General features: G+C 33.6%; 21 protein-coding genes and 2 pseudogenes. 16 read left to right on the forward strand and 7 right to left on the reverse strand.

Going from position 1 to position 23,358, the window contains the following annotated elements:
* The first annotated feature begins 54 nt into the window (after positions 1-54).
* The 7 genes and pseudogenes from ACZ11_RS06910 to ACZ11_RS06940 form a co-directional block, all read left to right on the forward strand.
* Complete coding sequence (locus ACZ11_RS06910) at positions 55-2,364, forward strand: ABC transporter permease (protein WP_049664756.1); 2,310 nt, start codon at positions 55-57, stop codon at positions 2,362-2,364.
* A gap of 4 nt (positions 2,365-2,368) precedes the next feature.
* Positions 2,369-3,127, forward strand: coding sequence for an ABC transporter ATP-binding protein (locus tag ACZ11_RS06915; protein WP_049664757.1), 759 nt, complete (start codon positions 2,369-2,371; stop codon positions 3,125-3,127).
* Between the two features lie 104 nt (positions 3,128-3,231).
* On the forward strand, positions 3,232-4,542 hold the full coding sequence (locus ACZ11_RS06920) for an MFS transporter (protein ID WP_049664759.1): 1,311 nt from the start codon (positions 3,232-3,234) through the stop codon (positions 4,540-4,542).
* Between the two features lie 81 nt (positions 4,543-4,623).
* Positions 4,624-5,352, forward strand: a complete 729-nt coding sequence (locus ACZ11_RS06925) for a thioesterase II family protein (protein WP_049664763.1) — start codon at positions 4,624-4,626, stop codon at positions 5,350-5,352.
* Positions 5,353-5,433: 81 nt separating this feature from the next.
* A complete protein-coding gene (locus ACZ11_RS06930) occupies positions 5,434-6,129 on the forward strand; it encodes a 4'-phosphopantetheinyl transferase family protein (protein ID WP_049664764.1) in 696 nt (231 codons plus the stop codon).
* 111 nt (positions 6,130-6,240) lie between these two features.
* Positions 6,241-7,202: pseudogene (gene asnA, locus ACZ11_RS06935) on the forward strand (aspartate--ammonia ligase).
* A gap of 672 nt (positions 7,203-7,874) precedes the next feature.
* A pseudogene (locus ACZ11_RS06940) lies at positions 7,875-8,291 on the forward strand (nucleotide disphospho-sugar-binding domain-containing protein); the annotation flags it as partial.
* Here ACZ11_RS06940 and ACZ11_RS06945 read toward each other — a convergent pair.
* Positions 8,258-8,743, reverse strand: coding sequence for a tetratricopeptide repeat protein (locus tag ACZ11_RS06945; protein ID WP_049664768.1), 486 nt, complete (start codon positions 8,741-8,743; stop codon positions 8,258-8,260). The pseudogene ACZ11_RS06940 and the gene ACZ11_RS06945 sit on opposite strands and share 34 nt — an antisense overlap.
* A gap of 326 nt (positions 8,744-9,069) precedes the next feature.
* Between ACZ11_RS06945 and ACZ11_RS27205 the strand changes: the two genes are divergently transcribed.
* Both ACZ11_RS27205 and ACZ11_RS06950 read left to right on the forward strand, forming a co-directional pair.
* Complete coding sequence (locus ACZ11_RS27205) at positions 9,070-9,198, forward strand: hypothetical protein (RefSeq protein WP_269079311.1); 129 nt, start codon at positions 9,070-9,072, stop codon at positions 9,196-9,198.
* Positions 9,199-9,393: 195 nt separating this feature from the next.
* Positions 9,394-10,233 (forward strand): alpha/beta hydrolase, encoded by an 840-nt coding sequence (locus tag ACZ11_RS06950; protein WP_049664771.1) that lies wholly within the window; start codon positions 9,394-9,396, stop codon positions 10,231-10,233.
* Positions 10,234-10,328: 95 nt separating this feature from the next.
* On the opposite strand, the gene ACZ11_RS06955 is transcribed toward ACZ11_RS06950, so the two are convergent.
* The 3 genes from ACZ11_RS06955 to ACZ11_RS06965 all read right to left on the reverse strand — a co-directional run bounded on the left by ACZ11_RS06955 (position 10,329) and on the right by ACZ11_RS06965 (position 12,321).
* Positions 10,329-10,763, reverse strand: coding sequence for a ribosomal maturation YjgA family protein (locus tag ACZ11_RS06955; RefSeq protein ID WP_049664773.1), 435 nt, complete (start codon positions 10,761-10,763; stop codon positions 10,329-10,331).
* Positions 10,764-10,851: 88 nt separating this feature from the next.
* Positions 10,852-11,424, reverse strand: a complete 573-nt coding sequence (locus ACZ11_RS06960) for a GNAT family N-acetyltransferase (protein ID WP_049664775.1) — start codon at positions 11,422-11,424, stop codon at positions 10,852-10,854.
* A 33-nt stretch (positions 11,425-11,457) separates the two neighbouring features.
* Positions 11,458-12,321: an AraC family transcriptional regulator gene (locus tag ACZ11_RS06965; RefSeq protein ID WP_049664779.1), complete on the reverse strand. Its 864-nt coding sequence runs from the start codon at positions 12,319-12,321 to the stop codon at positions 11,458-11,460.
* Between the two features lie 675 nt (positions 12,322-12,996).
* Here ACZ11_RS06965 and ACZ11_RS06970 point away from each other — a divergent pair.
* Positions 12,997-13,755 carry a class I SAM-dependent methyltransferase gene (locus tag ACZ11_RS06970; RefSeq protein WP_049664781.1) on the forward strand — a complete coding sequence of 253 codons (759 nt, stop codon included), beginning with the start codon at positions 12,997-12,999 and terminating at the stop codon, positions 13,753-13,755.
* 77 nt (positions 13,756-13,832) lie between these two features.
* On the opposite strand, the gene ACZ11_RS06975 is transcribed toward ACZ11_RS06970, so the two are convergent.
* Positions 13,833-14,606 carry a DUF1266 domain-containing protein gene (locus ACZ11_RS06975; protein ID WP_049664785.1) on the reverse strand — a complete coding sequence of 258 codons (774 nt, stop codon included), beginning with the start codon at positions 14,604-14,606 and terminating at the stop codon, positions 13,833-13,835.
* 424 nt (positions 14,607-15,030) lie between these two features.
* On the opposite strand from ACZ11_RS06975, the gene ACZ11_RS06980 reads away from it, so the two are divergent.
* On the forward strand, positions 15,031-15,840 hold the full coding sequence (locus ACZ11_RS06980) for an MBL fold metallo-hydrolase (RefSeq protein ID WP_049664787.1): 810 nt from the start codon (positions 15,031-15,033) through the stop codon (positions 15,838-15,840).
* Between the two features lie 152 nt (positions 15,841-15,992).
* Here ACZ11_RS06980 and ACZ11_RS06985 read toward each other — a convergent pair whose 3' ends face one another.
* Positions 15,993-17,402, reverse strand: a complete 1,410-nt coding sequence (locus ACZ11_RS06985) for a sodium:solute symporter (RefSeq protein WP_049664789.1) — start codon at positions 17,400-17,402, stop codon at positions 15,993-15,995.
* The gene (locus tag ACZ11_RS06990; RefSeq protein WP_049664790.1) at positions 17,403-18,719 is read right to left on the reverse strand and encodes an aspartate aminotransferase family protein; all 1,317 of its coding nucleotides are present in this window, start codon (positions 18,717-18,719) and stop codon (positions 17,403-17,405) included.
* A gap of 248 nt (positions 18,720-18,967) precedes the next feature.
* On the opposite strand from ACZ11_RS06990, the gene ACZ11_RS06995 reads away from it, so the two are divergent.
* The 5 genes from ACZ11_RS06995 to ACZ11_RS07015 all read left to right on the forward strand — a co-directional run bounded on the left by ACZ11_RS06995 (position 18,968) and on the right by ACZ11_RS07015 (position 23,315).
* Positions 18,968-19,852, forward strand: a complete 885-nt coding sequence (locus ACZ11_RS06995) for a LysR family transcriptional regulator (RefSeq protein WP_161804445.1) — start codon at positions 18,968-18,970, stop codon at positions 19,850-19,852.
* Positions 19,853-19,890: 38 nt separating this feature from the next.
* On the forward strand, positions 19,891-20,019 hold the full coding sequence (locus ACZ11_RS27210) for a hypothetical protein (RefSeq protein WP_269079312.1): 129 nt from the start codon (positions 19,891-19,893) through the stop codon (positions 20,017-20,019).
* Between the two features lie 324 nt (positions 20,020-20,343).
* Positions 20,344-20,757 carry a hypothetical protein gene (locus ACZ11_RS07000; protein ID WP_049664794.1) on the forward strand — a complete coding sequence of 138 codons (414 nt, stop codon included), beginning with the start codon at positions 20,344-20,346 and terminating at the stop codon, positions 20,755-20,757.
* 860 nt (positions 20,758-21,617) lie between these two features.
* A complete protein-coding gene (locus ACZ11_RS07010; RefSeq protein ID WP_049664800.1) occupies positions 21,618-21,914 on the forward strand; it encodes a hypothetical protein in 297 nt (98 codons plus the stop codon).
* An 852-nt stretch (positions 21,915-22,766) separates the two neighbouring features.
* Positions 22,767-23,315, forward strand: coding sequence for a PadR family transcriptional regulator (locus ACZ11_RS07015; RefSeq protein WP_049664804.1), 549 nt, complete (start codon positions 22,767-22,769; stop codon positions 23,313-23,315).
* The last annotated feature ends 43 nt before the right edge of the window (positions 23,316-23,358 follow it).

Raw genomic sequence — 23,358 nt, forward strand, 5'->3', positions numbered from 1 at the left:
GTTTAATAACCATAAAATTAAAGTCATTTTACTATTAGTAAGGGGAACAATATCATGTGGAAGAAGAAAATTAGAACGAGTAAGCTATCATTTCTGTTAATTGCTGTTATTTTAATGGTTACCTCTGGATTATTGTCAACATCTCGTATTTTTATCGATAATATAAATAGTTCCATAACAGATTACTATGGTAATCCTGCATTTCCTGATGTCTACCTATTTAATTCATCCGATTATGAATTGAACATGCTTGAAGATCAAGCGGATAAAGGACAATTAATAAAAGACTTTCAAAAATATAAAGCCATGTATTCATCGATGAACATAACTCAAGAGAATGGTGAAACGTTTAATGAAGATAGAAATCTTATCATATCAATCAAAGATCAAGAAAAGCTAAACTGGGAATTAACTATTTTAGAGGGGAAGGATAAGCCTTCCCCCGAAGTAGGGGAGATTTGGATTTCTAAAATATTGGCAGATAAGAAAGATTTAAAAGTGAATGATGTCATTAAAATTGATAAAGCGGCTAGAAGTCAGTTTAAAATTTCAGCGATCATTAATGATTCACAAAATGCATCCTTAGCTAATCCTGCCAAAATTATGTATGTCAATGAAGAAGATGTAATGTTGTTTGATCAAGAAGTGAGAGGAGGATATGTTGTATTCCAATATGGAAGCGAAAAAGAAGCTGTAATGAATTATCTTCATGAAAATTTTACAAGTAATGAATATTATATGGAAAAGAACTATCTCGTAATGAATCAGCTGGCTGATACCGGTTTAGTATCGGTTATAATGACCTTGGCCGGTTTATTAACGTTAATAAGTGGGATTATTGTCGTCCTATTTACTTTGAAAAATAATTTAATGAAAGAAGTTAAATCGATTGGGACATACAAAGCACTAGGGTTTAAGGGATCAGAAATCAAGAAAATTTACAGTAAAGCTTATCTTTTTGTAGGTATTATTTCAACAACTATCGGTGTGGCCATTAGTTTTCCAGCGGCTTATATTTTACAAAAAGAAATTCTGAAGTATTTAGGTAATTTTGGATATAATAGTAGCTATTTAATTATAGGTGGAGTAATCATCGTACTCTTTAATGTGATAATTCAACTATTTGTGGCTTTAGAATTAAGAAAAATTAATAAAATATCACCAGTAGAAGCCATTTTGCAAACGAACGCACTTAAAAACGGTAAACGAAAGTGGACCCTATATAAAAATACAAATAACCCGATTGCGTTATCCATTAATGACATTTTTAAAAATAAAAGATTATCGTTAAACGTATGTATCATAACTGCCATCTACATGTTTACTACATTACTTTTTATCAATACGGATCACATGTTTGCCGTTTCAAAAGATCATGCCAACATATGGCTCAATCTACATAAAACAACGGCTACAATAAATACCAACATCACATCTCCAGAAATGGAAGATGCGATCGTTGATTATTTAAATAACGACAATCGAGTGGATCAATATGGATATGGACTCTATCTAAATGCTGGGAATTATATTAAATATGATAGTGAAAAGTATGGTGTATTGGATGGATATGCCATTGAATCTTTTTCAAGGTACGATCATTTAGGTTTTGAAATTTATGAAGGCCGATTACCAGAAAAATATAATGAGATTAATGTTAGTCTTAACATGCTGCGTGATACGAACTTGAAGATTGGTGACAAAATGAATTTTAAGATTTATGGGAAAGATGAGGAGTTTTTAATCGTCGGATCTTTTGGCAGTATTAAATATGCCGGGCGTAATGTAAGGCTGCTAAATGAAGCGATGGAACATTATAACTTAAAACCTTATTACAACACAATAGCTGTTCAATTGAAAAATCAAGAATTTTATAGTGAATTTAAAAAAGATTTTGAACATCATTTCAAAGATACTTTAGTACAAGCTAATTTAGGAAATTATGATGAGCTACTGAATGATATGACTTCTATGGTACCCCCGGTTGTATCAACGATCACGATTTTTATGCTTATTCTTAGTGCTTTAAATATCATTACAATTATTTCCATTATTATGATGGACGAAAGAAGGAATTTGGGAATACAAAAGGCACTAGGGTTTACAAGTAATTATCTAAAGGTTAGGATCCTTTCAAGAATTGCCATCTTAACATCTACAGGTATAGCTATCGCAATATTCATTCACAATTGGATATCAAAATCACTCATCGAACTTGTCATCACAAGTCCCAATGCGATCATCTTTTCACCTTTAAAGAGCAGTATATACTGTGCTCTTATCTTTAGCGTTATGTTAGTATTTGCCTTTTTGGGTACTTCAAAAGTAGCACGGATAAATGTAATAGAATTAATGGAGGAATAAGAATATGGATAGAGTGATCATCAAAACAAGTGACTTAGGTAAAAGCTTTTGTATGGGGAAAGAAAAAATAGACGTGATTAATAATATGAATTTAGAAATATACGAAGGTGATTTTACCATTATTATGGGGAGCTCCGGTGCAGGAAAATCCACATTGCTTTATGCGTTAAGCACAATGGATCAATATAGTCAGGGGAAGGTTGAGTTACTTGGCAAGGATATAACCTCTTTCAATGAAAATCAAATTGCCAACATCAGAAAAAACGATATGGCCTTTATTTTTCAAGGAATTAACTTATTACCTGATATGACTTTATTTGAGAATGTGGCTTTTAATGGATATAGCGCAACAAAAAGCAAAAAATCAGTCAATGAAAAGGCACGATTGTTATTAAAAGATTTAGGTTTAGAAAAAGATATATATAAATACCCATCTGAAGTATCTGGTGGGCAAAAACAGCGAACGGCAATAGCTAGAGCCTTGATCAATGAACCTAAAATAATTTTTGCGGATGAGCCAACAGGAGCTTTGAATTCATCTATGGGTAGAGTTGTTTTAGATATTTTAACACAACTGAATAACGAAGGACAAAGCATTGTCATGGTAACGCATGACCTCAAGGCAGCAACACGAGGAAATAGGATTTTATATTTAAAAGATGGAAGAATAGATGGAGAATTGAATTTAGATAAATTGGGAGAAGAGAGTTTAAAAGAAAGAGAAGGAATTGTATACAAGTTTTTAAATGATAAAAATTGGTGATTGTTAATAAGATGAATTAAATGCTCCATAGACCATGGAAAAAGGTTTAAAATTAAAGACAAAGTGTCATTTTGGATACTTTAGTCATAAGGAAGATGAATAATATGGAAAAGGTATTCCAAAATGAAAGAATTAAGATTACAGATGAAAAAAGTATAAATCGAATAGTTACAAAGAATATTTTTATACTTATTCTGGGACAGTTAGTTTCATTAATTGGAAGCAGCATCTATAGTTTTGCGATGGGACTGTATATTTTAAGTACGACAGGCTCAGGATTATATTTTTCCATTACAATAGCATTAGGAGTTATACCGAAAATTATTTTTGGGCCAATTTCAGGTGTTGTTGCGGATAGAGTTAATAGGAAAAAAATGATTATAACAATGGATCTATTAAGCGGAATTGTTGTTATTGCTTTATTTGCTTTAAGCAGTTTCGATAGTTTGAGATTAATATATATATATATATCAACTTTTTTAATAGCAACATGTACTATTTTTTCTGAAACACCAATGGAAGCTTCTATTCCAAATTTGGTAGATGAAAAACGATTAACGAAAGCTACTTCTCTAAATCAAGCTGTATTATCTATTTCAAGCATTGCAGGGCCTAGTATTGGTGGAGTTGTTTTTGCTTTGATTGATATTAGACTGTTTTTACTAATCAATGGTTTATCCTTTATTTTTGCAGCTTTAATGGATATTTTCCTAGATTTTAAGATTAAGAATAAAATACATGGTGTTGATCAAAAAACTAATCAAGAAAATGATGTAAAACACACATTTTTTGAAGATTTAAAAGAAGGAATAGCCTATATTAAATCACAGACATGGTTAGTAGTATTAGGAAGCTTTACAGTGTTTTTAAATATGTTTTTTATAATTGGAATTACAGTTACGGTGCCTTATGTTGCTGTTAATGTTTGGAACTTACCATCAAATCAACTAGGTATATTAGAGGCGATGTTTCCTTTAGGTATGCTAATTGGTACCGTTATAACATTTTTGTTACCAGAGGCTAAGAGTGTATATAAAAGGATAATGATCTGTATAGCTGTCGCTTCAATTGGAATGCTTTTTACTGGGATTTTGACATGTAATTTGATCATTACTCTTGATACTATTTCATATTTTACCATTTCGATAATATTATTTATCATTCTTGCTATATGTTCAGTTTTATATAACATCCCCTTTTTTGTATCACTACAAAAGAAGGTGCCAAATGACATGTTAGGTAGAGTAAGAAGTGTAATCTTAACCTTTATTACGGGGTTAACTCCAGTAGGTGCAGTTATTGGAGGGGCTTTAGTAGATATAGTATCTCCATGGTTATTACCAATGGTATGTGGAATTATTATGGTGATACTTACAATTATAATGAGTAGAATGAAAGCTTTAAAGGCTATTTAAGGAGATTTGATTTATATGATATTCATATAAATCAAATCTCCTATATGAAAAATTAAATCAAAACAGAAAGGGGAGAGGGAATTGAAAAATATAAAGCTTTTTTGTATTCCTTATGCAGGAGGGTCAGCAGCAGTTTATTCTAAATGGAAAAAAAAATTAAGCCCCTTAATTGAGCTTAAACAAATGGAGTTACCTGGTAGAGGATATAGGATAAAAGAACCTCTTATAGATAACATGCCTGATATGGTCGAAAATATTTTTAAAGAAATAAAGGATCAAATTGAATCTCCTTATATTTTATTTGGTCATAGTATGGGTGCTCTTATTACTTATGAAGTTTGTAAAAGAATAAAGCAGGAAGGATATCCAGCTCCTGTTCATATATTTATTTCGGGTAAACAGGCCCCCCAGGCTAAATCGGAAAAACCAAATTGTTATAGTCTGCCTGAAGATGAATTTATTAAGCATATTTTAAACTACAATGGAACAGACGATGTTGTATTCAAAAATAAAGAATTAGCCTCTTTATTTATACCCATCCTAAGGGCAGACTTTAAATTGGTAGAAACATATAAATTTGATTGTTCGGATGATTACCTAGAGTGTGATGTGTCTGTGTTTAGTGGTGCCGAGGATAGAGCAGTTTCATGGGAGGACTTATCAGGATGGCAAGAGGTAACAAAAGGAAATTGTAACTTCTACCAGTTTAAAGGCGGACACTTTTTTATTAATGAACATACCGAAGAAGTTGTTGATCAAATTAATAATGTGTTTAATAGTATTCCGAAAAATATAGAACAATTTATTTAGTATGAATTAAAAAAATATTTAAGTACGGTATGATTATCGGGTATATTGCTTCTTAAGTTTTTTTAACTAAGGTGTTGATGTATGGTTATGGAAATTTTTGCTGTTAACCTCTTAAATCCATCATGGTTTTCAAATTACGAGCAATTATTGGGACTTTTACCATTAGAAAAGCAAAGTAAGCTCAGACAATTTAAGGACATTGAAGATTCTATGAGAGGTCTTATTGCAGAGATGTTAATAAGAAATATTATTAAACAAAAAAATCTTCGAAATGATTACCAATTTAAACTTGCTACTACTACTTTTGGTAAACCTTATTTACCTGATGTAGAAAATTTTAAATTTAATTTAAGCCATTCTGAAGATTGGGTTGTTTGTGCAGTTGATGAAAATCAAATAGGTATTGATATAGAAAAAGAAAAATTACTCGATTTACAAATTGCTTATCAATTCTTTACGAAAAAGGAATGCGATTATATTTTCTCATTAAAGAATCATCAAATGCAGAGATTTTTTGAAATATGGACATTAAAGGAGAGCTATATCAAGGCTGTGGGACTAGGCTTAACGATTCCTCTAGATTCATTTTCAATAATATTGGATTCTAATGATAGTACCATTAGGTTTGAATCAGAATCTAATGATACCGCCTTTTATTTTAAACAGTATACGATAGATACCTTTTATAAGTTAGCAGTTTGCGCACGCGGGGATCATTTCCCTACAGAAATAAAACAATTGAATGTAGATGATTTGGTATCTAAGATTATAGGATAATATAAACAGTAATAACTTTTCACAAATGGAAGAGATGTTTGTAAAATAAGACCAGATATAATCTAACCGTTATTAGTTAAATATAGTGGATACAAATCTAAACTTGATTTAATACAAACACAAATCGCTATTAAAGAGATTAAGGTTCATTTTGAGGATCAACTTTCAACAGCGCTAAACTTAATAGAAGTATCTGCTCCTTTAATAGTAAGTGAAGGCAGGGGAATAAACGATAATTTAACTGGTGTTGAGAGAATTGTTTCTTTTGATGCTTTAGATTTTAAGAAAACAAAAATTGAAATCGTTCAGTCTCTAGCAAAGTGGAAAAGAATGGCTCTTGCTAGATATGGATTTGTCTTTGATGAAGGACTATACACGAATATGAATGCAATAAGAAGAGATGAGATTTTAGATAATCTACACTCTATATACGTCGATCAATGGGATTGGGAGAAAGTCGTACCAAAGGAACAACGTAACCTGTACACGTTAAAAACAGAAGTCCAAAAGATTTTTAAGGCCATGAAATTGACTGAAAGTTATATGTATCAATTGTATCCTGTGCTTAAACCTATTTTACCCGATGAGATTTATTTTATTACCACTCAGGAGCTTGAAATATTATATCCTTATCTTACTTCACAGCAAAGGGAGGATAAAATTACAAAAGAACATGGTGCTGTTTTTATCATGCAAATTGGTGGGCTATTGCGTTCTGGAGAAAAACATGATGAACGTGCGCCAGATTATGACGACTGGACGCTCAATGTAGATCTCTTATTTTGGAATCCTTTATTAGAACAATCTGTTGAAATTTCTTCAATGGGATTAGAGTAGATGAGAAAGCATTGTTAAAACAATTGAAACTTGCAAACAATGAAAATCAGAGAGAGCTAGAGTATCATCAATCTATCCTGAATGGAAATCTTCCTTATACAATAGGTGGAGGAATCGGTCAGTCTAGATTGTGCATGTTTTTTCTAAAGAAAGCCCATATTGGCGAAGTTCAAGCTTCTATATGGAATGATCGAATATTAAAGGATTGCGAAGAAAGAAATATCATTCTGATGTAATGAAGATATGATGTACGTTTCCTCTTTTTGTGCTTTGTAATTTTTAGGGGCAGTCGAATGAGGAAAGTGACTGGATTAATTCATATTCTTCGAGTTGTGCCGCCAATTGATCAATTTCACGCTCCAGAGTAGAAAATTGTTGGCGGTAAGCTTGAAGTAAATCTTTTACATATTTATACTAACGAGAAGGCTTTGATAAAGTGTTGACTATGACGCTGATCCCTAAGGGGTAGATCAATCTTCAATCCAAGTCAATCACTGACCAATTTTTTTATCTCTGTCAAAAAATATAACAGATTATCCGACATTAAATAATGTATTTAAAATATACTCTCGCACCCAATTTATTCTAAAAACATAATATTCACGTTAAGAAAATAAAAAAAGGGGGAATGCATGTTCTTGTTGTATCGTACGATTCATATTTTACAAGGTGCCGTGATATAGATTTATCCTCTGAAATATGCTATGCAAAAGAAAAGTAATTGGTAGGGGTGATAATTTCCTAATCGTGATTGTTGTAAATGCACAATTGAACATGAAGAAGAATGCTAGCAATAGCAATAAGGAAAAGTATTTAGAAGCTTTCGGGAGCGTATTGAGATGACGGGAGCAACTGTTCGAACATTTGATGGTCAAAAATTTATTAAAGCTTTTATCTCAGGCGGCAGGTTAGGTGGATTGGGGGAAATTTCCCAAAACTTTATTGTAAAAAATTATGTACCGGAAATCGAAGTGCTGAAATACACTAAATTATTTAACACATATGGTGGAATGTACAGTACCAATGAAGGTCTCTATTGCGGAGTCCCGTTAATTGTAATCCCACAAAATGCGGATCAGCCAATAATTTCTGGGCAAGTGACTAATATTGGAGCTAGTATTCAATTCCAGAGGCAAAGTTTGACGGCAGATCAATTATATGAAGCTGCAGATCCTGTGTTGAATGGCCCATCTTTCCAGAAAGCGACTACAAGTATTAAAGAATCCGTTGAAAAATCGGGTGAAAAGATCAGGTTCACAATTATGGGCCTGATCTTTATTTTTTTTTGCTTTTATTCCCACGTTTTATCTAACTTATCACTATAAAATTCTATAGCTTTACTGTAATCTTTTATTCCTTCATGTTTGGTAGTGTGGATTAAAGTATTTAACAAAGTTTCCATAGCCTTTGAATGCTCACTAAGATTATAGAGAGTCATCGCATAGAATACCTTTAAATGTTCGGCTTCTGGAAACTCACTTAGAGCTTTTTCAAAAATACGTTTCGACTGTTCATATTGCCCTAATGTACGATAGGTGCTACCTAATCCTAAATAAGCGTCTACTAAAATTTCGGGATCAAGACCTAGTTGAATCGCTTTTTCATAGTGAGGGACAGCGTCTTTTTCTTTTCCTAATGAATCATATGTCCATGCACATTGAAATTGGTAGTATCCATTTTCAGACTGTTCTTGAACTAGTGCTACCATTAATTGATTTGCTTCCTCCAATTGGCCATTCTCTCTTAAAGTAATAATGTGTTGTAATCGTTTATCCATGTTCTTCTGACCTTTAACTTTCTGTATTTTTCTAATCTTTAATCATTTTACACTTACCGCTATAAGAATACTAGAAACGTCTGTAAGGTAATAATTTATTGTTGTATACTTGGAAAATAAGTGACTCATCACCAAAAGTTGTTATAACATTTGTTAAGACATATACCGTGTATATAAGTTGATTGGAGTGGAGGTTGGGAGACTCCTTGGGGATCAGCAAATAGAGGAACGAAGGCTAAAACCATCACGTCCTGTGATAACGCCTTCGTGACCAACATCCTGTTGCCCCAAGCGGCTCATCGGACGCCCCCAGGAAGCTTTGCTCTGTGCGACAGCAACAATGTTTTATCTGCGCGAAAGCGAAGCGTCAGCGACAAATGTTTTCTGTAAGCGAAAGCAAAGCGACAGCTACAAAGAGCTCAGCCGGAACGGAAATCAACCACACGTTATGGTGATGAGCCAAATAAGTACTTTTTTTAAAAATTCCACTTTAACTTTAAATATTACTTATGAAATAATAATAGAGGTGAATCGGAATGCTTGAACGTTCTATGGAGAAAACACGGATATGTAAAAAAGAAAGGGAGTGATAGAAAGAAGAGCACAATGTTGATAGCTCTTCTATATAAAAAGAAAAGAGGACTATTATTATGAATAATTATCAAAGCATTTTTAGTGAAGGAATTGATTTAAAATATTGTGTGAAGGGACAAGGTAAGCCGATATTGGTAGTGGGGAGCAGTGTATATTATCCACGCTTGTTCTCGGAAAATTTATATAAACATTTTCAATTTATCTTTTTAGATCATAGAGGTTTTGTGAAGCCTCCACGTGCTTTAAAGAAAGAAGATTATACTTTGGATAAAATTGTCGAGGATATCGAAACAGCAAGACAATTACTAAAACTTGAGGATTTCATTATTTTAGGACATTCTGGGCATGCATTTATGGCTTTGGCATATGCCGAAAAATATCCTCAATATGTTCAGAAGGTTATGTTATTAAATTCAGCACCGACAAACAGTCAAGAGAGACAACAGCAAAGTATATCATTTTTTAATGAGACTGCCAGTGCCGAGCGTACAAAGCAATTCGAGCATGATATTACCTTCTTAGAGAATGATATTCACAATGATCCAGAAAGACGATTTGTGCATATGTGTAATCGCATGGGTGCTCATAGTTTTTATGATTATACGTTCGATGCTGCTTATATGTGGGATGGCGTATATACCAATATGGAAATAATTGATTACCTTTGGGGTGTAGCTTTTGCTGAACGAAATCTAATCCGATCTATGGCTCACATAGATAAACCTATTTTTGTAGGATTAGGTAGATATGATTATTTAGTCGCTCCTGTTTCTCTTTGGGATATAATTGATTATGAAAATGTGAAGAAGGTCATTTTTGAAAAAAGTGGCCATAACCCAATGTTTGAAGAACCAGATATTTTTGATAGGGAAATAATTAATTGGATTAATGAATAGAATGATGACATAATGTTCATTATTTTATAACCCTAAATACAAAATCGCTAGAGAATTAATAAAATTTCCTAGCGATTTTTCATTTAATTGTTTATTTAACTTCGAAAAGGGAACTTAAATGTCACCTTATTTAATACAGTAGCGATTATGATCCCTACTGTATATCGAACCAAATCCTCTAAAAGAAAACCTTTGCCAAGTATCAAAGCCCCGAGCGTTGTTCCACGAATCTGATTAATCCAGTCTTCCTGATACAACTGGCTAAATTCAATGCCGAAGCTAAACAAAAAACTGAGCCAAACGGCTGTTAAGGTGCTCTTACGTAATAGCAACAATCGAAATCCGAAATAGACCATCATAGCCCATAGCATGTCCCCAGCGTTCTGCGCTACAAATGCCGGAAGTAAAATACTCCATTTTCTAGAGAATAGACCTAATATAATTGTGATCACAATAGCTATCAAATAAGCTATTCGCATGTTACGGTATTGCAAGTTGCTAGGTTTATGCTCATTAGTCAATAGAATCACTCTTTCGGTTGTTAATATTACTTCATTATCGCATAAAAGATGTCCGAAAGAATTATGTGTGTATGCCCCTGAAGAAAGATTACCTAATTTAGTTCCCCTTGTACTCTTCTTTAAGCAATCCGTATATTTCTAAATCTACAATTCCTTTACCAGACCATAATGTAGCTTGTCTTAAAAGTCCTTCTTTAAAAAAACCATTTTTCAGGAGGACCTTTTTAGATGTTTCATTTAATGGCATAACCTCAGCTTGTATGCGATTTATATTAACTTCCTCAATTAAAAATTTGACAAGTATATTAACTGCATCAGTTGCAAGGCCTTTACCCCAATAGTCCTCTGCAAAAAAGTAACCAATCGTCACCATATTCACTTTTTGATTAAAATCCATTGCTTCTATAATGCCTACTAATTTATCGCTATGAGACTTTTGAAAAATGCCCCATTTAACTCTGTTTTTCTTCTGATAATCTCTGTCAAAATGACCGATCATTTTACCTACTGTTTGGATATTATGTTTCGGGATTATCCCACAATATTCAAAGACTTTTTCATTATCATAGATCGCAAATACTTCCGGTAAATGTGCATCTTCAATTTTTTTTAGCACAATATTTTCGGAGCTTAATAATGGGAACTCTGCAAACACTTTTTCGATATTCATAGCATACTCTCCTTATTTTTTATTAAATTTTCTTCACTTGATCGGAATATAAATTTTCATTTTCATTGTATTTGGAAATATAGAATTTACTACGTCTGTAATCTCAAAATCAGGGCCGTTATTTCTCTCGTAATTTGAATTTGGTAACCAAACCCCGTAAATATAACGTCGAGTATTTTGAACGGATTCTACAGAGCCATCAATTTTAAATTCCGCATATTTTCCTTCGGGAATCTGAGTATTGACGAAGTTGTCAATTATAGAATTATCATATTTCTCTACTTCTTCGCTAACAATGAAGGAAAATCGTCCATCATCTTGAAATTGAGTAGAGACTCCGTAAGCCATATTCGGTGCAGTTTTGTTAGAAATACGTTCATAGTACTGATTTTTACCGAAATCAAAATAAAATTCAGGAATATCTATAAAATACTTTTCGTCCTGTAAAGTAGTTTTGTATACATATCCTGTAATAAGCTTTTTTTTGAGGTAAACAATTTCAGGCTTGTTCATTGTTAATTCCCCCTTAATTTTATAATCCAAAAAGATTAATTTTGTTTGAAGGGGAGTAGTATTTTTAACTTTCCGGTATTTCGAGGGAGTTACCCCGATATAGTTTGCAAAAGCACGAGTAAATGCTTCTTGAGAACCGTATTGAAAACTAATTGCGATTTCTAATATGTTTTTTGATGTTGTTTCTAATAATAAGGCAGCTTCGGATAGCCTTCGATTTCTAATATATTGTTGAACTGAAAATCCGGTAATTGCATGAAAAAGCCTTTGGAAATGAAAAGCTGAAAAATAAGATGCTGATGATACTTTTGTAATTAATAATTCATTTTGTAAATGCTCTTCTATATATTCAATTGAGTTTTGAATCCTTACATAGTAATCCATACTATAGCTCCTCTCTATTGATAATAGTAAAGATAAACAATAAATGTTTTTTGATAATTTGTGCTAATTCGTACATTATATTGTAGAAATGATTGGAAACCAATCTCTTTATAGAAGGAGGTCTATAAATAAATTATTCTAAGCATCTAAAGTTTGGAATATTAAAACGTATGCCTTATGCAAAATTGAACGGAGTTAAGACTGGGCGACACCTTGAGCATCAGCGAATAGAGGAACGAAGGCTAAAACCATCACATCCTGTGATAACGCCTTCGTGACCAACATCGTGCTGCTGACGCTACGTTAGCACTACGTTTTCGCGCAAAAAACATCGTGTTGGCCCGAGACCATGGAGCGAAGCGGGTAGGGGAACGAAGGTTATTAATATCACGTCTTGTGATAACGCCTTCGTGTTGCCCCGACGCCCCAAGGAAGCTTTGCTCTGAGCGAAAACGACAAAGCGTCTAGTCGGAACGGAAATCAGCCACACACTGTGGTGATTATTAAAATATAAATATATTGAACAGCATTCCTTTATTGTGTATAATTTTACTATATTATACAGAAAGTGAGTGATTTAATATGAAAGTCAGCTCTATTTTTCCAACAAACAAATATAAGGTGTGGAAGAAGTAAGAATAATAGATTCTTCTGCACGAAATCGGAGGAATTGAAATGTATAGTAATTACGGACCTTTATGTACAGAACTTTATGATTTGACAAAACCAGTAGGATATTCTATTGGTGGAGATATTGAATACTATCTTGAACGCTTAAAAGGAACTAAGGGAAGGGTACTTGAAGCAGGAGTGGGCTCTGGACGCTTCTTAATCCCTTTACTTGAAAATGGATATGAAACTGAGGGAATCGACTACTCACCTGAAATGTTAGATTCATGCCGAAAACATTGCAAAGAAAGAGGATTCAAGCCAAATCTATATGAGGGTAACTTAAGCAATTTTTCATTAGACTCAAAATATGAAGCGATTGTTATGCCGACAGGTTCGTTCTGTTTAATCGAGAATTCGAAAGATGCGATGGATGCATTAACATGTATGTATAATCATTTGAAACCTGGAGGTCGCCTAATTGTAGACATGCTTTTACCTACAGACTGGCAAACAGGGGAAATTACTTCATCCTACTATGAAATTTCGCAAGAGGAAGGAATTTCATTAGAAAGAAAAGCTGTTGAAATGAACTGGATCAATCAATATACGCTAACCATTCTAAAATATGAAAAATGGAGAAATGGTAAATTAATTGATACAGAATTACAAAGATTTCCGATTCGATGGTACGGAATAGAAGAATTCCAGCACATATTAACAAGCATAGGTTTCTCTGATATTACTTGCTCGGCTGAATATGTTTACAACAAGAAGCCTTCAAAGGAGCATTCATTAATTACATTCGAAGCTGTTCGTAAATAAATATACCTGCTAGATTTTAGCTAAGAAAGTAGCTAAACATCTAGCAGGTATTTAGTTTTAATTATAATTTTTTTTTCTCATACCTTGTCCAATGTTACAGATTCCTGTACCGTTGATCGCTTGATATTAAATTCATTCCAAATTGAGTCCTTTTCTTCCAGCAATTCTTTTCCTTTCCAAATGATATCGATAATTTTACCCTCGTAAGCAATGGCTCGGCCAAATGCAAATGAAATAAAATAGTCATTCCAGGATTGGAAGATAGGGCTGGCAGCGTCTGCAGCTCTCTCTATATAACCCCATGCCTGTTCTTCGGTTATATAACCAACTATGTAGCTCCATCTTGCGATATTTACAGCTCGGTCAAAATCCCATGCAGCAATGGTGTTCACCTGGTCAAAATTAGATTTCGTAAAGGAAAGTCTCTTCATCATACCCTCTTGGGCTGATTCATAGCATTCCTGCGATTTTCCTACTTCCTCCTCTGTAAAAGACTGACCAGCTTTAAATGCCAGAAGCAGCTCATCAAACTTCGTACGGTGCCCTTCCGATAGTAGCCATTCCAGGGTTTGCACAGCCTCCTCTGTATTATTAACCTCCCAGGCAGCAGAAAGGCCATCCTTTAAAATTTCGTGATTTTCCATCACCTGTAATATCCGAGGCGACTCAAGTCGGTAAAGAGAGAGGATAGCACCGTAGGCAAGCAAATGCTGTTTCTCTTTCGGTAAAGGGTTAGCCTTCTCCATTTCTACTCGCTTTTTTTTATTTCTTTTATTAAATCCATTGCCTAATATAATCAAACCCGCGAAAATTAAAATCACAATCCCCACAATAATAAGAAAAATCTTCAAACCATCACGTTCCTCTCCATATTTTTATTTGCCCCAGTTTATATCAGAATCACTAACTTTGGTAAATGATAGTAAAATTATACATTTGCAGGTAACTATGTACAATATGACTATTTTATTACTTATTACCAAGGGTAAGGATAAAATTTGTTGATTGGCGTAGTGCCTCTTGTACGAGTGATTGATAAGATTAAAGACATGAAGCGGGAGTTGGCTCTGGAAGTTTCCTAAATATTTACTTCTTGAAAAGGGATATAAAGTTTATTCATGCCGACAAGTCTGTTGTGTTTAATGGAAAATTGCTATGTGGAAATATAGGAAAGTTGGTAGCTTTAAATCTAATCCATTTTTTTCTTGCTATATTTTTACTGTATAAAGGAAAAATATGATTATCTATTTTCAATGAAGGAAGAAGGGGTTTTCCATGCATAAAGATATGAATTATGGTAGTGACTTTAAATATATTCCAGCGACATCAATTTGGAGTGGAGATGGAGTAGAAGTATTACCTGATTTATACCAGCATACAATTCAAATTGTTAATATCGTACTCTACGGTGAACCTCATAAGGGAGAGTTCGTATTAGTTGATGCAGGTATGCCAAAAAGTGCAAAGGAAATTATTTCAATAGCTGAGGAGAGGTTTGGATCGAATAGTCGACCTAAAGCATTAATATTGACGCACGGGCATTTTGATCATGTTGGGGCGGTAATTGATCTAATTGAACATTGGGGTATGCCAGTTTATGCCCATTCTTTAGAATTACCTTTTTTAACTGATATAAAAAATTATCCTGAACCTGATACTGCTGTAAATGGTGGCTTAATAGCGAAAGTATCATCAATTTTCCCGAATAAAGCCATTAACTTAGGAAACAACGTTGAGTCGCTCCCGTCCGATGGGAGTATTCCATATATGGATGGTTTTCGTTGGATTCATACTCCTGGCCATACGCCAGGGCATATATCTTTATTTCGCGAAGAGGATCGAGCGTTAATTGTTGGAGATGCATTTGTTACGGTTAAACAAGAGTCGCTATACAAAGTGGTGCTACAAAAAAAGGAAATTAGTGGACCGCCACGATATTTCACGACGGATTGGCAGGCTGCTTGGGATTCCGTAAAAAAATTAGAGGCACTAAAACCTTCAGTTGCTATTACAGGACATGGATTACCAATGAAAGGGGAAGAGCTTACTAGAAATTTGCATAAGTTAGCGACTGAATTTGAGTAGATTGCTTTACCTGATCATAGCAAATTCCTCAATTAACTTTTTCAAACTAAATTTCGTCATAAAAACTGCACTCCAAATGTTAGATGTGTCTAACTATTGGAGTGCAGCTTACTTTGAGACTGTCTTATGAACTTGTTGCTTTCTAAAAATATTTATTTATAAATGGACGTATTTTCCTTGTTCACCTCAATGTTATTTTCGGGGATAATAAGTGTGAAACCAACAATAACAACGAGTCCAGTAATTAAACCATAAATAATTGGTAGTGTAGATGTAATTCCGAAAATAATAAATGAAATAAAGATTACTAATGAACTAGCAATAATAGAATAGAAAGCTGCTTTACTTGTTACACGCTTCCAATAAAGACCGATGATGAGAGGTACGAAGATAGCACCTGATAAAATTGCGTAGGCCATATCTAAAGCTACTAGTATGTTTTGAATCCATACTGAGAAAATGATTGCTAACACACCTAAGCCAAGTATGACAATTCGAGATGTATTAATGATATCTTTATCAGTCATATCTTTTTTTGCGTATACCTTAATAATATCGTTAGTAATTAGGGTAGCAGAGGCAAAGATAGCACCTGAAGCATTTGACATTAGTGCAGAACAAACACTAGCAAGAACAAGCCCCAACAAGCCTGGTGGGAGAATTTCTAATGCAAGACTAGTAAACGCTGCTTGAGAGTCCCCTAGATTTGGAAGTAGCACAAGTGCGCACATACCTACAATACTTAGTACTAAGCCATATAAAACACTGTATAAACCGGCCGAAATGGCACTCCTTTTCGCTACTTTTTGATTTCTTGCTGTAAAAACACGCTGCCAGATGTCTTGAGAAACCATTAAACCAAAGAAGTACAATAAAAAGTATTGGAAGATACGATCCCAGCCGATATTTGTAAGGCTAAGATGCGCTTCTGGCACACTACTAAATAGAGCTGTTAACCCTCCGACACTGCTTACGCTAAACGGGAACATAATAAAAAATACACCAATAGTCATTACTATAAATTGTATAATATCAGTTAAGGTAATACTCCACATTCCGCCTAAGACTGTATAAAAGAGTACGATTCCTCCGCCAATAATCATAGATGGAATAAGGGACCAGCCCAGTAACACGTGAATAACATTTCCCATACCAATTACTTGTGTTACCACGACCATAAGGGTATAGATGGCTGTGACAATAGCACTGATAAGTTGAGTACCTTCTCCAAAGCGCTTTCCGAGTAACTGACTAATAGTAAAAACCTCATAACCGCCAATTTTATTAACGACGAAAAGACCCAAGGCAGCTATACCGAAGCCCATCATCGAAACAAACCAAAGACCAGAAACCCCGAAATTATAGCCTAATGACGTTGAACCCATAGTAGATGCACCACCGATAATAACAGCTGCTAAACAGCCGACATGGCTGTAGTACCCTAAACGACTTCCTGCGAGTACAAAATCTTTTTCAGATTTCGCTTTTTTAACTCCAATTATTCCGATAATCATTAAGACACCGAAATATAGTAGAAGAACAAAAGTATCCAGTATATTCATTTATTCACCCCCGAAACTTAATTCTAATTCGTATTCGGTAATCGCTTCGTCAAGTAAAGAAATTCCTAAGTCTAAATGTTCTTTATCAATATTTAATGGAGGCATCATTCGGATTACCTCTCCCTTGTTACCACTCAAATAGTAAATAACCCCTTTGTCCAGACACTTCTCCAGGATGTTCATTAAGCCCTTACCATTTGGTTCTCGTGTTTCAGGATGAATAATTTCAATTCCTAGCATCAAACCAATTCCACGAACATTTCCAATCGTGGGATGTTTTTCTTTTAAATGTATTAATTTATTTAATGCATAGTTACCTAATATTCTAGCATTTTCCACTAAACCTTCTTCTTCCAAAACGTCTATTGTAGCGCATGCGGCTGCACATGCGACAGGATTTCCGCCAAATGTAGTACTGTGGCTACCAATTGTCCATTGTTCCATTAACTCCCTTGAAGCTACTGTTGCGCTAAGGGGCAAGCCACTGGCAATTCCCTTTGCAATCGCCATAATATCTGGTGTCACACCAAATCGATTTGCCGCAAACCAGCCACCAGTTCGACCAAAACCAGTCTGAACTTCATCAAAGATTAATAAAATTCCGTATCGGTCACAGATTTCTCTTATTTTTTGTAACCATGCTTTTGGGGGGATAACATAACCGCCTTCTCCGAGAACAGGTTCTAAAATAACAGCTGCGACTTCATCCGGAGACACTTGATGATTAAATAAACGTTCGAAATCTTTTTCAACATGTTCTGACCAATATTCATCATGGTTTAAACCTTCGGGTGTTTCCGTTAATTGAGCATAAGGTAATTGATATGTCATGTTTGCTCCAACCGGTAAATTCCTTCTATATTTACTTTTTGATGTAGTAAGACTTAGCGCTCCCATCGTTCTTCCATGGAATCCTCCAATGAAAGAAACAACGTAAGGTCTTCTAGTTACATGTCTTGCTAATTTTACTGCACCTTCAATTGCTTCTGCTCCGCTGTTTCCAAAGAAAAAACAATCTAATGGATCTGGTAAAATCTCTCTCAATTTCTTAGCTAATAGAATAATTGAATCGTAATTAATAATACCGATAGGACCATGAACTAAATGATCAACTTGATCTTTAATAGCAGTAATTACCTTTGGATGTCTATGCCCTGTATTTTCTGTTGCAATACCAGAAGTAAAGTCTAGATACTTTCTGCCGTCTACTCCTATATAAAATAATCCCTCCGATTTTACTACTTGCAGATTTGGAAAATCCTTCGCCATTGTGGGAGCTAATAAGCCTTCTTCATTAATGTTTTTCCAATCAATCATAATCTCATCCCCATTTCATTGATGTTGAGAGAATTTTCCCTTAATTCAGAAAAAACGTCAAATGCCTACTATAAAAAAAATTAATAGTTGAAAAATAGTTATAGAAATAAAAACATTTAATTCGGCCATGCATTACACTCATTATTTCTTAAATGGAAGAAGGGTAATTATTACTTTATAATAGAAATACAGATTTATAATGTGGGAATAAGGGGAAAGTAGACGGTGATTAAATGGAACTAAGGAATTTGAAAACCTTTCAAGTGGTCGCAGAAGAATTAAATATCACAAAGGCTGCCAAAAGATTAGGGTATACACAGCCAACTATTACGCTGCAAATACAGTCTTTAGAAAAAGAACTGAAGCACACTCTATTAACAAGAGTTGGTAAAAAGACTCTTCTAACAGCTGCTGGAAAAAAGCTAAAAGACCATGTCGATAGCTTATTTATTTTTATAGATAAGATAGAAAAAGACATGGAAGAACTACATGGACCGTCTGGCATTCTGACTATTGCTGCTTCTGAATATTATTGTACTCAACATCTTTCACCGATTGTAAAAGCTTATTTGGAAATATACCCGACTGTGAAAATAAGTCTTCTACCACTAAATAGTGTACATGCTATTAAAAGTGTAAGAGACCATGTAGCGGATATTGCTATTATTGCGAATGAGTGTAATGATAACGATATTAGTAAAACTTTTTTAGAAGAGGAAAAGGCTTTTTTAGTTGCTTCTTCTAGAATTAGCAAAGAAAGAAGTTTTCATGAAATTCTAAGTGAAGATACCTTTATCTCCTATGACTATCATTGTAGTTTCAGTAATATCATAGAACAATACTTCAAAAAAGCCGAATTTCAACCTCAGTCCACTATTATGGTTGGGGGAAGCGATGAGATGATAAAGCGTGCCGTGTTGAACGGAACAGGTTATGCGATTTTAGGTCAAAATGCTATTAAGAACGAAATACAGGATGGTTCGATCAGAATTCTCCAACATGTTTCAGAATCTATAATTACATCAGCCATAAATTTAAAAGTTCGCTCAGATGAACCGAATATACTAACATTTAATGAATTTTTACAAAACGCCTGGCCAGTAAGCAATAATCTTAGTGAAACATTAAATTAAATGCAAAAAAAGATAATTAGAAAATGGGGAATGCATGTGTGCATTCCCCATTTCTTACTTTCTGTGATGGATATATTTTACTTCTTTCAGCAATTCTTTTTAGTGGCGAAAGCGAAGCGTCAGCTACAATTATTTTTGTAGCGAAAGCACAAAGTGTAGTTTTATAAAAAAGTATGATCATTTATAATAAAGATTGATAATTTGTAATAAAGTTTGATTAAAAACATCTCACCTCTATAGATTTTTAGAGGTGAGGTTTTTTTGTTGGAAATTTATGGTGATATCACTGTGGAGATTGTGAAGAAATGCACTTAAACTCCCATGAAAGAACTTAATCATCTTTCATATTCTGTGGTGTAGCTCTGGTTTTGCGCTACATGGATGGCTAACGGGGCAGGATAGTTGAATAAGGAACAATTTAACAATGTAAATGTTTTGATATTTTGAGATAATCAAAAGGCATCAAGACTTTGAAGGTAAGGGATGAAAATATGAAGAAATATATTTCTTTAAACTTAATTTTGTTTATAGTATTTTTGACAGGAACCATACTTTCGATATTTATTATATATAAAGATATTGATACTTCGTTTTCTCTTAAATTAATTACAGGATATGTAATTTATCTACTTCTATATGGCATATTTATCATCGCAATGGTTATTGCAAATATGAGGAAGTTAAATTGGATTCAAATAAGAAAAAGGGTTTTTACACTTATTATTTGGTTTATTTTTATAAGTGTTGCACACTATCTTGTTTTTTATATTTTAAATAAGAAAATGGATGTGTGGGATTTAGGTGTTCCTTTGGCGACATCACTTGGATTGTCTTTTTCTGATTTAATGTTTAAGAAAAAGAAGACAAAAAAATTAGTTGTTTCGCTAATGAACGATAAGGATTAATGCCTTTTTGTTCTTGACTAACAGCGTGCTTTACTTGAAGAAGAAGGTTACTTTAAACAGATATACCAATGCGGAATTTTAAATTCCATCACTACATTGAATGAATATCTGAAGGATATTGTTCAGTAGCAATAAGAAAAGCGATGCAATAAAGCAACGCTAAGTTTGTTTAATCCTAGACAACTTTACAACACTAAAAACAAAGCCTATCGATCCAGTAATAAAGAAAATATATGCTACTAGTATTGACATAGGTTCTATGTTGTTTGTAAAGATTCTATATCCTCCTACTGAACCTAATGCCAAACAATAAACCGAGCTAAGCAATGTTATATTCTTTTCAGTCAAAAAAACACCTCCAAATAATGGGATTTATAATATGTTAACACTAATTCGATTATTAGTTAACTAATATTTGGTGGTTTTAATGTCATGAAACAAAGAATCTTAATGAACAATATGAGGAAATTAATAAATATGGTGTGATCCGCTTTTAATTGCGGATATCTAGGAATTTGTGAAGAATCGCACTTAAACTCCCATGAAAGAACTTAATCATCTTTCATATTCTGTGGTGTAGCACTGGTTTTGCGCTACATGGATGGCTAACGGGGTGCTTTAATTGAAGATTATTGAGTTGCATAAGCAGCTCTTTTTTTTTTGAGCTAACGGAGCAGTTTAGTGCAACATGGAGTACCTTCAAAATTATGGGGATTTACAACGCTAAGTTAAGAAATGTGATCAAACGACGTTTTGGTAATTTTCTGAAGGTTTGAGGGAACCAGAAAGCTAAAATGTTTATAGTACGCTTATTTTTTGGTATAATATCTAAATGACTTTCAAATGAAATGTGGTATAACATGAAGAAATATCTTGAAAAGTATGCTATGGGTATGATTATGGCTACAATTCTTTTTTTTATTGAAGAAGGACCAGGTTTACCATTACATTTACCCATATGGAAACAACTAATCGTATCCTTCATCATTCTACCTTCTATGTGGTATTTGTTAGAACGGACGAATGATAACCATAGCGATATAGATACACCTTATTTTACATGGCAAAAGTTTAGATTACTTTTAAGTCTATTATTGGGCATAATAGCTACTTTCATTGCTGCTGATCTGCTAGGGTATATTAAATATGTTAAATAGCTAAATCTAGTAATTATGTATGTGAAAATGTACGATATTATTAGTTCAATATACAAATAAAGTTCCCAAATGAAAGTTTGGGCACACATTAAAAAGTCATGAATGTTGTTAAATCAACGTTTGTGGCTTTTTGTATGAACATTGTAGCTTTTTATGCAAAGATATATAAACATAGCTATAATAAGGCTTTTCAAGAATTTGCAGAAAATTCTACAGATATGCTATGTGAATAAAAACATGCATATATAGACAATTTATAACGCTGTAAATCAGTATTCTTTAATCGGTACTTCTACTTAAACTAACAAGAACTTTAGTTGAAGAAGCGTCGTTGTTCTTATTAAACTCCCATGAAAGAACTTAATCATCTTTCATTTTCTGTGGTGTGGCGCTGTTTTTGCGCTACATGGATGGCTAACGGGGTGCTTTAATTGAAGATTCGCTTCCAGAAATAATCAATCTTTATTATAAAAATCAAACTAGATAAATAAAGAACCAACTGTTTTGATTAAACTTTGTTTCAAAACAGTTGGTTTCTTTCTGTATTAAATCAGCGTTTGCAACTTACTTTTAATTGAACTTTATTCAAAAGCTACACAAAGCCAAATCCAGACACAATTATATAAAAGAAAAAGACTGTAGCAAAATTAAATTTGCTACAGCCGGAATTGGTTTATGCCCTTTGATAGTGCAATATAATCTATTTTATCATAAAAAACATTATTATAATGTTTTTTGTTTTTTTTGAATAATGATTTTAAAGCATACAACTAATTAATAAGCCTATTGACAAAAAAATGAAGAATCTGTATATTTAGTTTATTCAACGTTGAATATAAAAAGGTGATTATTATGACAAGACTATTAGTTCTTGCTATGTTGGGGCTAAAACCAATGACTGGCTATGATATTAAAGTGATGCTTGAATTAAGTGACGCTGAACGATGGGGTGGTGTACTAATCGGCTCGATCTATAATGCTTTAAAGAAGCTTGAAAAAGATGGCTATATAGAGGTAGCTAGTATTGAATCCACGGGTCATAGACAAAAAGCAATTTACCAAATTACTGAAAAGGGCAGGGCGCATGAGCAAGAATTAATTATCGAGGCTCTTGAAAAATCCTCTGTAGTTTATCCTACTACTTTATATTCTGGGGTATCTTTTGCATTTAAACTGCCAAAGGCTAAAGCGGTGGATGCATTAGAAAAGCAGAAAATAATTTTGGAACAAGAAGAAAAGGCTATCAATGCTGGTTATGAGGCGAAATTGATTGCTATGCAAGGAGAACTGCCAGCATTAACACAACTAGCATTTGATAATATGCTTGAAATTGTTAAAGTACAATCAAAATTTGTCCATCAAGCTATTGAAATTATGAAAAAAAGTGACTCTCTCGAATGAGGGAGTTAAAAAATAGCTGTATACTCAACGTTGAATATACAAT

Source organism: Lysinibacillus xylanilyticus (genome assembly GCF_001183605.1).
Lineage (GTDB): Bacteria > Bacillota > Bacilli > Bacillales_A > Planococcaceae > Lysinibacillus > Lysinibacillus xylanilyticus.

Excerpts from the sequence above, each read along its gene's own strand:
- ACZ11_RS06970 (WP_049664781.1), top strand. The coding sequence starts at position 12,997 with ATGTATAGTAATTACGGACCTTTATGTACAGAACTTTATGATTTGACA.
- ACZ11_RS07010 (WP_049664800.1), top strand. The coding sequence starts at position 21,618 with ATGAAGAAATATCTTGAAAAGTATGCTATGGGTATGATTATGGCTACA.
- ACZ11_RS06985 (WP_049664789.1), bottom strand. The coding sequence starts at position 17,402 with ATGAATATACTGGATACTTTTGTTCTTCTACTATATTTCGGTGTCTTA.
- ACZ11_RS06960 (WP_049664775.1), bottom strand. The coding sequence starts at position 11,424 with ATGAATATCGAAAAAGTGTTTGCAGAGTTCCCATTATTAAGCTCCGAA.
- ACZ11_RS06920 (WP_049664759.1), top strand. The coding sequence starts at position 3,232 with ATGGAAAAGGTATTCCAAAATGAAAGAATTAAGATTACAGATGAAAAA.
- ACZ11_RS06990 (WP_049664790.1), bottom strand. The coding sequence starts at position 18,719 with ATGATTGATTGGAAAAACATTAATGAAGAAGGCTTATTAGCTCCCACA.
- ACZ11_RS07000 (WP_049664794.1), top strand. The coding sequence starts at position 20,344 with ATGAAGAAATATATTTCTTTAAACTTAATTTTGTTTATAGTATTTTTG.
- ACZ11_RS06980 (WP_049664787.1), top strand. The coding sequence starts at position 15,031 with ATGCATAAAGATATGAATTATGGTAGTGACTTTAAATATATTCCAGCG.
- ACZ11_RS06965 (WP_049664779.1), bottom strand. The coding sequence starts at position 12,321 with ATGGATTACTATGTAAGGATTCAAAACTCAATTGAATATATAGAAGAG.
- ACZ11_RS06915 (WP_049664757.1), top strand. The coding sequence starts at position 2,369 with ATGGATAGAGTGATCATCAAAACAAGTGACTTAGGTAAAAGCTTTTGT.
- ACZ11_RS06930 (WP_049664764.1), top strand. The coding sequence starts at position 5,434 with ATGGTTATGGAAATTTTTGCTGTTAACCTCTTAAATCCATCATGGTTT.
- ACZ11_RS06950 (WP_049664771.1), top strand. The coding sequence starts at position 9,394 with ATGAATAATTATCAAAGCATTTTTAGTGAAGGAATTGATTTAAAATAT.
- ACZ11_RS07015 (WP_049664804.1), top strand. The coding sequence starts at position 22,767 with ATGACAAGACTATTAGTTCTTGCTATGTTGGGGCTAAAACCAATGACT.
- ACZ11_RS06910 (WP_049664756.1), top strand. The coding sequence starts at position 55 with ATGTGGAAGAAGAAAATTAGAACGAGTAAGCTATCATTTCTGTTAATT.
- ACZ11_RS06945 (WP_049664768.1), bottom strand. The coding sequence starts at position 8,743 with ATGGATAAACGATTACAACACATTATTACTTTAAGAGAGAATGGCCAA.